8 protein-coding genes and 1 pseudogene are annotated in these 9077 nt (G+C 70.5%); 6 read left to right on the top strand and 3 right to left on the bottom strand.

Going from position 1 to position 9077, the window contains the following annotated elements; translation table 11 throughout:
* A partial coding sequence (gene sepH, locus RIF89_RS07965) for a septation protein SepH (protein ID WP_309068592.1) occupies positions 1 to 740 on the bottom strand: 740 nt, incomplete at its 3' end.
* Positions 741 to 982: 242 nt separating this feature from the next.
* Between sepH and RIF89_RS07960 the strand changes: the two genes are divergently transcribed.
* Entirely contained in the window at positions 983 to 1279 is a 297-nt protein-coding gene (locus tag RIF89_RS07960; RefSeq protein WP_203138449.1) for a DUF4193 domain-containing protein, read from the top strand.
* On the opposite strand, the gene RIF89_RS07955 is transcribed toward RIF89_RS07960, so the two are convergent.
* On the bottom strand, positions 1280 to 1789 hold the full coding sequence (locus tag RIF89_RS07955) for a DUF3093 family protein (protein ID WP_309068591.1): 510 nt from the start codon (positions 1787 to 1789) through the stop codon (positions 1280 to 1282).
* Positions 1790 to 1801: 12 nt separating this feature from the next.
* On the opposite strand from RIF89_RS07955, the gene dut reads away from it, so the two are divergent.
* From dut to dxs, 5 genes are all read left to right on the top strand, one after another.
* Entirely contained in the window at positions 1802 to 2254 is a 453-nt protein-coding gene (gene dut, locus RIF89_RS07950; RefSeq protein WP_309068590.1) for a dUTP diphosphatase, read from the top strand.
* Positions 2251 to 2838 carry a DUF3710 domain-containing protein gene (locus RIF89_RS07945; protein ID WP_309068589.1) on the top strand — a complete coding sequence of 196 codons (588 nt, stop codon included), beginning with the start codon at positions 2251 to 2253 and terminating at the stop codon, positions 2836 to 2838. The genes dut and RIF89_RS07945 overlap by 4 nt, the downstream gene beginning before the upstream one ends.
* A gap of 6 nt (positions 2839 to 2844) precedes the next feature.
* The gene (locus RIF89_RS07940; RefSeq protein WP_309068588.1) at positions 2845 to 3576 is read left to right on the top strand and encodes a DUF3159 domain-containing protein; all 732 of its coding nucleotides are present in this window, start codon (positions 2845 to 2847) and stop codon (positions 3574 to 3576) included.
* A gap of 187 nt (positions 3577 to 3763) precedes the next feature.
* Positions 3764 to 6634, top strand: coding sequence for an aconitate hydratase (locus tag RIF89_RS07935; protein WP_309068587.1), 2871 nt, complete (start codon positions 3764 to 3766; stop codon positions 6632 to 6634).
* 85 nt (positions 6635 to 6719) lie between these two features.
* Positions 6720 to 8675, top strand: a complete 1956-nt coding sequence (gene dxs / locus RIF89_RS07930) for a 1-deoxy-D-xylulose-5-phosphate synthase (RefSeq protein WP_309068586.1) — start codon at positions 6720 to 6722, stop codon at positions 8673 to 8675.
* Positions 8676 to 8817: 142 nt separating this feature from the next.
* Here dxs and RIF89_RS07925 read toward each other — a convergent pair.
* A pseudogene (locus tag RIF89_RS07925) lies at positions 8818 to 9077 on the bottom strand (3-hydroxyacyl-CoA dehydrogenase); the annotation flags it as partial.

Raw genomic sequence — 9077 nt, 5'->3', positions numbered from 1 at the left:
GCGAAGTCCCGCACCGCGGCGGGGGAGGAGTCGTGCTCGGACTGCGGCTCCGGCAGGCGACGCGGGCCGAACGCTCCGGAGTCGAACCGGTCGTCCTCGCGCTCATCCGCGGGCTCGCTCCCGTGCAGCGGAGCGACCGTGTCGAGCGCGCGCAGCCGCGGGATCAGCCCCTCGGGCATCGGCCCCTGACGCGACAGCTGCGTCGCGTCGCTGTTCAGCGGTGCCAGGGCGCTGCGGCGCGGCTCGAAGCTCCAGCGGGCGTCGTGGTCGACGTCATTGGCGGTGAACTCGAGCTTGACGATCCAGCCCGAGGACTCCTTCCAGCTGGTCCAGCGCTCGCCCGCCGCGTCGAGCTCGGCGAGCTTGGCGCGGATGGCGATCCCGAACGTCGGGTTCTCGTCCTGCTCCAGCTCCATGCCCATCAGCACGGGCACCGCGAGCGCCTGTCCGACGACGTGCTCGCGCTCCGCGAGCACGGGGCCCTCGAAGCGGCGGATGTCCTCCACGCGTGCACCGAGCAGCTCGGCGACATCCTCGGCCGACATGCCGGATCGGATGTGCGCCTGGATCTCGCGCGGGCTCGGCAGCGGAGCACGCGGCTCCGCGGGCGCCTGATCGCGCTGGACCCGTCGGATCTCCGAGCGCAGCACGTCGTCGATCGCGAGCGTGAAGCGCTGCCCGGCCTCCGTGGCCAGAACGAGCCGGCCGTCCTCGTGTCCGATGATGGTGAGCGATTCCATGCCCATCCTCCTCTGGCTCGCCCCTGTCGCCGCTGCAGGACAGCGGCACGCCGCTGGCATCACGACCTCGCCATGGTTTCACGCGGGGGCCCGAACGGCGGGAATAGAACGGGCGTGCCGCGAGTTTCGACACCAGCACGCCGACGCATTTGCATAACGGGCGACGGCCGTGCAGACTATCGCCGCTCCGCCGCACGGCGGAGACCGCACCACAGCTGACGAAAGAAGCGTGACCCACTCACATGGCAACCGATTACGACGCCCCGCGCAAGACCGAGGACGACGGCAATGAGTCGATCGAGGCGCTGAAGGCGCGTGTCCCCGACACCATGTCGGGTTCGGTGGACGTGGAGGACGCGGACAACCCCTCGAGCTTCGACCTGCCGGGCGCCGACCTCTCCAACGTCGAGCTGGACGTCGTCGTGCTCCCGCCGCAGGAGGACGAGTTCACCTGCATGAACTGCTTCCTCGTGAAGCACCGCTCGCAGATCGACCACGAGGACGCCGCAGGCCCGATCTGCCGCGACTGCTCGCACTGATCAGGGGCGCGTGCTCTGCGCGTGACGCACCGCCGCCGCCAGGCGATCGGGCGTCCGCGACGAGAGCGTCCACGACGACACGGGGTCGTCGGGATCCACGTCCGGAAGGACGACGATCCCGGCGACCCCGCCGCGTATCAGGTGCCAGCCGCGCGCATCGAGGCGGGAGCCGCGCGCGGCCCTCGCGTCTTCACCCGTCAGCGGGACGGGCTCGCCGAGCAGCGCGACGTCGATGTGCGCGCGACCCGCGCGCAGCTCGTCGCCCGTCACCTCGATGACCGGTGAGGACAGGATGAGCGCCGCCACGACCAGCACCGCGACGGCGATGCCGATGATCAGCGAGAGCGTCCGGTCGTACTGCACGAAGACGAGTGCCGCCATCGGTGCGACGACCGCGGCGGCGCCGAGGATCCACAGCGACGGCGAGAGCCGCTCGCGGTAGAGGGGCGGTCGCGCTGAGCCCGGCGAGGCCGCGCGATCGCGCGGAGCGGGCGGAGATGTGTTCTGCATTACCCTCGTGGAGTGACTCAAACCGTGGACGTCCCCATCATCGCACCGGCCCCGCCGGTGTATGCGCACCCGGGGGACGCGGGCGCCGATCTGACGGCGGCCGAGGCCGTCCGCCTCGAGCCGGGCGAGCGCGCGCTCGTCGGCACCGGCGTGCGGATCGCGCTGCCCGACGGGTACGCCGCGTTCGTCGTGCCGCGCAGCGGGCTCGCGGCGAAGCACGGCATCACGATCGTCAACGCGCCCGGCACGATCGACGCCGGCTACCGCGGTGAGATCAAGGTGGTGCTGCTGAACACGGATGCGCGCGAGGCGTACGACATCGCCGTCGGCGACCGGATCGCGCAGCTGATCCTGATGCCCGTCCCGCAGGCGCGCTTCATCCCCGTCGACGAGCTTCCCGAGCACGTGCGCGGCGAGGGCGGCTTCGGATCGACGGGCTACCAGACGCAAGGAGACAGCAAGTGAGCGACGAGCTCGAGATCGGCCACAAGTCGGCCCCCGGCGACCGCGCCTCTGCGGGACCGCTGGACGAGAGCGAAGCGAACCCCGTCCGGCCCTACATCGATCTCGGCGGCATCAAGGTGCTGCCGCGCGAGGGGCTGAATCTCCGGCTCGAGGTGGAGGAGCAGACCAAGCGCATCGTCGCGGTGGGTCTCGACTACGCCGACTCGACGCTTCAGGTGCAGCCGTTCGCCGCGCCGCGCACCACGGGGCTGTGGGACGAGACGCGCGCGCAGATCCGCGACCAGGTGCGCCAGCAGGGCGGCCGCGTCGAGGAGCGCGAGGGCCCGCTGGGCGCCGAGCTGCTCGCCGAGGTGCCGGTCGTCGCCGGGCAGGACGCGCAGATGCGTCTCGCCCGCTTCGTGGGCGTCGACGGGCCGCGCTGGTTCCTGCGCGGCGTGATCGGCGGCGCCGCCGCCTCGGATCCGGCCGCCGCCGAGCAGATCGAGGATCTGTTCCGCTCGATCGTCGTCGTGCGCGGCGGTGCGCCGATGCCGCCGCGCGACCTGATCCCGCTCAAGATGCCGTCGACGCCCGCGTCGGCCTGACGCGCGATGACACGGCAGCAGGACGCGGACGGCGGCCGCCCCGACGACGGGCGGGAGCCCTCGGCCTCTGAGCTCGTCGGCGCCGCGATCGGCGGCGTCGCGCGCCGCGCGGGCATCGACCCCGCCGAGGAGGCGACGACCGGCGACGTCGTGTGGAAGGCGATGGGCGGCGTCCGCGGCGTGCTCGAGTCGATCCTGCCGAGCCTCGTGTTCGTGATCGTCTACACCTTCTGGCCGCGTCCGCTCATCCTGTCGCTCGGCCTCTCGGTCGGGATCGCGGCGGTGTTCACGCTCGTACGTCTCGTGCAGAAGTCGCCGCCCGCCGCCGCGATGGGCGGTCTGCTCGCCGCGGCGGCCGCCGCGGCGCTCGCGCTGTTCTCGGGACAGGGCCGCGACAACTTCGTGATCGGGCTCGTGACGAACGCGGTCTACGGCACGGCGTTCCTCGTCTCGGCGGTGATCGGCTGGTCGCTGATCGGGCTCGCGGCAGGCTTCCTCATGGGGGAGGGCACGACCTGGCGGCAGGATCGCCGCAAGCGCCGCGTGTTCCGCTGGCTGGCGCTCGCGTGGGCCGCCCTGTTCTTCGCGCGCCTCGCCGTGCAGCTGCCGCTGTACCTCGCGAACGAGACGACGCTGCTCGGCACGCTCAAGCTCGTCATGGGCCTGCCGCTGTTCGCGCCGCTGGTGGCGGTCACGTGGCTCGCCGCGCGTGCGCTGTATCCCGCGCGTCGCGTCTGACACCCCTCCGCGATCGCGCGTGGAGCTCTTCCGTGCGTGGTAGATTTATCTCGATGTCAAGATAAATTGCGCACCCAGCGGACTCGTTCCGCGCCCTCCGCCTGTTAGGCCCGCCTTGCTGGCCTCACCGGTCGGGGTGGGGGCAAGATGGGGAGCGCAAGCGCGGTCGACCAGGAGGAGACAGCCCGTGTCAACGGTGAACAGCTTCGGTGCCAAGAGCACCCTGACGGTCGGCAGCACCGACTATGAGATCTTCCGCATCGACGCCGTCGACGGCTTCGAGAAGCTTCCCTTCAGCCTCAAGGTGCTGCTCGAGAATCTGCTGCGCACCGAGGACGGTGCGAACATCACCAAGGAGCAGATCGGCGCCCTCGGTTCATGGGAGCCCACTGCCGAGCCGAACACCGAGATCCAGTTCACGCCCGCGCGCGTGGTCATGCAGGACTTCACCGGCGTGCCTTGCATCGTCGACCTCGCCACGATGCGCGAGGCCGTGACGGCGCTCGGCGGCGACGCCAACCGGATCAACCCGCTCTCGCCCGCCGAGATGGTCATCGACCACTCGGTCATCGCCGACCTGTTCGGCTCCGAGAACGCCCTCGAGCGCAACGTCGAGATCGAGTACGAGCGCAACGGCGAGCGCTACCAGTTCCTGCGCTGGGGCCAGACCGCCTTCCAGGACTTCAAGGTCGTGCCCCCCGGCACCGGCATCGTCCACCAGGTGAACATCGAGCACCTCGCGAAGGTCATCTACGACCGCGAGGTCGACGGTGTGCTGCGCGCGTACCCCGACACCTGCGTCGGCACCGACTCGCACACCACGATGGTCAACGGCCTGGGCGTGCTCGGCTGGGGCGTCGGCGGCATCGAGGCCGAGGCCGCGATGCTCGGCCAGCCCGTGTCGATGCTGATCCCGCGCGTCGTGGGCTTCAAGCTCACGGGCGAGATCCCCGCCGGCGTGACCGCGACCGACGTGGTGCTGACGATCACCGACATGCTGCGCAAGCACGGCGTGGTCGGCAAGTTCGTCGAGTTCTACGGCGAGGGCGTCGCGTCCGTGCCGCTCGCGAACCGCGCCACGATCGGCAACATGAGCCCGGAGTTCGGCTCGACCGCCGCCATGTTCCCGATCGACGACGTCACGCTCGACTACCTGCGCCTGACCGGCCGTGACGAGCAGACGGTCTCGCTCGTCGAGGCGTACGCCAAGGAGCAGCACCTCTGGCACGACCCGGCCCGCGAGCTCCTGTTCAGCGAGTACATGGAGCTCGATCTGTCGACCGTCGTGCCGTCGATCGCCGGCCCGAAGCGCCCGCAGGACCGCATCCTGCTGTCGGAGGCGAAGTCGCAGTTCGAGAAGGACATCCTCAACTACACCGACCACGCTCACGAGTCGGTCGAGGTCGAGGGCACGTTCCCGGCATCCGACCCGGGCGTCACCCCCGGCGTCGAGCACGAGACGGCCTCGACCAACGGCGTCTCCTACCAGCACGAGGGCGAGCGGCACGAGCACACGCCGTCGGTGCTCGTCAGCGGCGCCCCGCACGCGGCGTCGAAGCCGGTGAAGGTCACCACGCCCGATGGCCAGGAGTACATGCTCGACAACGGCGCCGTGACGCTCGCGGCGATCACGTCGTGCACGAACACGTCCAACCCGTCGGTCATGATCGCGGCGGGCCTGCTCGCTCGCAAGGCCGCCGAGAAGGGCCTCAAGCGCAAGCCGTGGGTCAAGACGACGCTCGGCCCCGGCTCCAAGGTCGTCACGGACTATTACGAGAAGTCCGGCCTCGACAAGGACCTCGAGGCGCTCGGCTTCTACACGGTCGGCTACGGCTGCACGATCTGCATCGGCAACTCCGGCCCCCTCATCGAGGAGGTCTCGGAGGCGATCAACGACAACGACCTCGCGGTCACGGCCGTCCTCTCGGGCAACCGCAACTTCGAGGGCCGCATCAGCCCCGACGTGAAGATGAACTACCTCGCCTCGCCGCCGCTCGTGGTCGCGTACGCGCTGGCCGGGTCGATGAACTTCGACTTCGAGACCGACGCGCTGGGCAAGGACGCGGACGGCAACGACATCTTCCTGAAGGACGTCTGGCCGGCGCCCGAGGAGGTCCAGGAGATCATCGACTCCTCGATCTCGCGCGAGCAGTTCATCAAGCAGTACGCCACCGTGTTCGACGGCGACGAGCGCTGGAAGAACCTGCCGACCCCCGAGGGGCCCGTGTTCGAGTGGGACGAGCAGTCGACCTACGTGCGCAAGGCGCCGTACTTCGACGGCATGAGCATGGAGCTCACGCCGGTGGAGAACATCGCGGGCGCGCGCGTGCTCGCCACGCTGGGCGACTCGGTCACCACCGACCACATCAGCCCGGCCGGCAACATCAAGGCCGGCACCCCGGCAGCGCAGTACCTGACGGAGCACGGCGTCGCGCAGCGCGACTTCAACTCCTACGGCTCGCGCCGTGGCAACCACGAGGTCATGATCCGCGGCACGTTCGCGAACATCCGCCTGAAGAACGCGCTCGTCAAGGCGGTCAACGACGGTCAGCAGGTGGAGGGCGGCTTCACGCGCGACTTCACGCTGCCGGAGGGGCCGCAGTCGTACATCTACGACGCGTCGCAGCACTACCAGGAGCAGGGCACCCCGCTGGTGATCTTCGGCGGCAAGGAGTACGGCTCCGGATCGTCGCGCGACTGGGCGGCGAAGGGCACGAGCCTGCTGGGCGTCAAGGCGGTCATCACCGAGAGCTTCGAGCGCATCCACCGCTCGAACCTGATCGGCATGGGCGTCGTGCCGCTTCAGTTCCCGGCCGGCGAGAGCTGGGAGTCGCTGGGCCTGGACGGCACCGAGATCGTCTCGATCGAGGGCCTCGACCAGCTCAACGAGGGCGTCACGCCGAAGACCGTCAAGGTCACGGCGACGCCGAGCGAGCACTCGCCCGAGGGCAAGCAGCCGGTGGAGTTCGACGCGGTCGTCCGCATCGACACCCCCGGTGAGGCGGACTACTACCGCAACGGCGGCATCCTGCAGTACGTGCTGCGCAGCCTGGTCTGATTCCTCTCCGCGAACGGCCCCCGGGACTTCCCGGGGGCCGTTCGTCGTTCGTCGGAATCCCAGACGACGCGCGTAGGCTCGGGGCATGAGTCTTCTCGACGGGATCCGTGCTCCGCGCGACCTCGACGCACTCTCGCCGGAGCAGCTGACGGATCTCGCCGCGGAGATCCGAGAGTTCCTCGTGCAGAACGTCGCGCGCACGGGAGGGCACCTCGGTCCCAACCTCGGCGTCGTCGAGCTGACGATCGCCCTGCACCGTGTGTTCTCGTCGCCGGACGACCCGATCATCTTCGACACGGGCCACCAGTCCTACGTGCACAAGCTGCTGACGGGCCGACAGGACTTCTCGGCGCTGCGCGCGCGCGGCGGCCTCGCCGGCTACCCGCAGCGCGCCGAGAGCCCGCACGACGTCGTCGAGTCCTCTCACGCGTCGAGCTCGCTGAGCTGGGCTGACGGCATCTCCCGCGCCTTCAGCCGCACGGGACGCAGCGACCGTCACGTGGTCGCGGTCGTGGGCGACGGCGCGCTCACGGGCGGCATGACGTGGGAGGCGCTCAACAACATCACGGACGACAACGACCGCAACCTGGTCATCGTCGTGAACGACAACGGCCGCTCGTACGCGCCCACGATCGGCGGCATGGCGCGGCACCTGAACCGCGTGCGCACGACCGAGACCTACCGCGACCTGTCGCGGCGCTCGTCGCGCATGGCGGGGCGCTTCGGTGCGGTCGGGCGCGCCCTGTATCGCGGCGTGCGCGGTGGCACGCACGGCTTCCTGTCGCGGTTCACGAACAACTCGTCGCTGTACTCGAACCTCGACGTGAAGTACCTCGGCCCGGTGGACGGCCACGACCTCTCCGCTCTGATCGAGACGTTCGCGCTGGCGAAATCGTACGGCGCCCCGGTCATCGTGCACGTCATCACGGAGAAGGGGCGCGGCTACCAGCCCGCGCTCGACGACGAGGCGGACGCGTTCCACGCGGTTGGCCGCATCGATCCCGCGACGGGGGGAGCGCTCGGCGCCTCCTCGCCGGGCTGGACGGACGTGTTCGCGGAGGAGCTCGTGCGCATCGGCGAGCAGCGCCCCGACGTGATCGCCATGACGGCCGCGATGCTGCGCCCGACCGGGCTTGCGCCCTTCGCCGAGCGATTCCCGGAGCGCGTGTACGACGTCGGCATCGCCGAGCAGCATGCCGTGGCCTCGGCCGCCGGCCTCGCGTACGGCGGCCTGCATCCCGTCGTCGCGCTGTACTCGACGTTCGTGAACCGCGCATTCGACCAGGTGCTGATGGACGTCGCGCTGCACCGCGCGGGGGTCACGTTCGTGCTCGATCGCTCTGGCGTGACGGGCCCCGACGGTCCCAGCCACCACGGCATGTGGGATCTCGCGCTGCTGCACATCGTGCCGCGCATCCGGATCGCCGCGCCGCGCGACGAGACGCGGCTGCGCGAGGAGCTGCACGAGGCCGTCGCCGTGCATGACGCGCCCACGGTCGTGCGCTTCCCGAAGGGCTCGGTCGAGGCGGACATCCCCGCCCTCGAGCGACTGGCGGACGGCGTCGACGTCCTTGCGCGCGACGACGCCGAGGACGTTCTGATCGTCGGAATCGGGCCGTTCGCCGGCCTGGGCCTGGATGTGGCGGCGCGTCTGCGTGCGCAGGGCATCGGCGCAACGGTGGTCGACCCGCGCTGGGTCGTGCCCGTGCCGGCGTCGATCGTCGAGCTCGCCGCGCGTCACCGGCTCGTCATCACGCTCGAGGACGGCATCCGGGTCGGCGGCATCGGCACCCGCGTGCGCCAGGTGCTGCGCGAGGCGGGTGTCGACACGGCGGTCGACGAGCTCGGTCTGCCGGACGCGTTCCTCGACCACGCCTCGCGCGAGCAGATCCTCGAGGATGCGGGCCTCACGCCCGCGAAGATCGCGCAGGATGTCGTCGCCCAGGTGCTGGGCACGCGCGTGCCGGTCGCTCGACGCGAGCAGGGCCGCGGTCTGCCGACCGTGACCGGAGAGTTCACGCTGCACGCGCCGAACGGCTGAGAGCTTCCGCTCGCCGAGCGAGAGGCGCGACGGCGAAGCGCAACGGGGTGACCCCTGCCGTGGCAGAGGTCACCGCGTTCGCGCTTTTCATCCGCCGATGACCGGAGGCGGGTGGCCCCGCCTCCGGTCATCGCGACGTGTGTCAGGCGCGGTTGGCGGCCCCGCGCAGCGGCGGGGTGTGGAACGTGCCGCCGGCGGCCCGCTCGGACGCGCCGGAGCGGTCGAGATACGCCGAGGCTCCGCCGTCGATGAACGGCCAGCCGGCGCCGAGGATTAGGCACAGGTCGATGTCCTCGACCTCCGGCACCACGCCCTCGTCGAGCATGAGCCTGATCTCGCTCGCGAGGCCGTCCTCGACGCGGCGCAGGATCTCCGCCTCCGACGCCGGCGACGTGCCGGTCT

Origin of the sequence: Microbacterium sp. (assembly GCF_031178525.1) — a bacterium.
In the GTDB taxonomy this organism is placed as follows: domain Bacteria; phylum Actinomycetota; class Actinomycetes; order Actinomycetales; family Microbacteriaceae; genus Microbacterium.
This window is presented reverse-complemented; position numbering and strand designations above follow the sequence as displayed.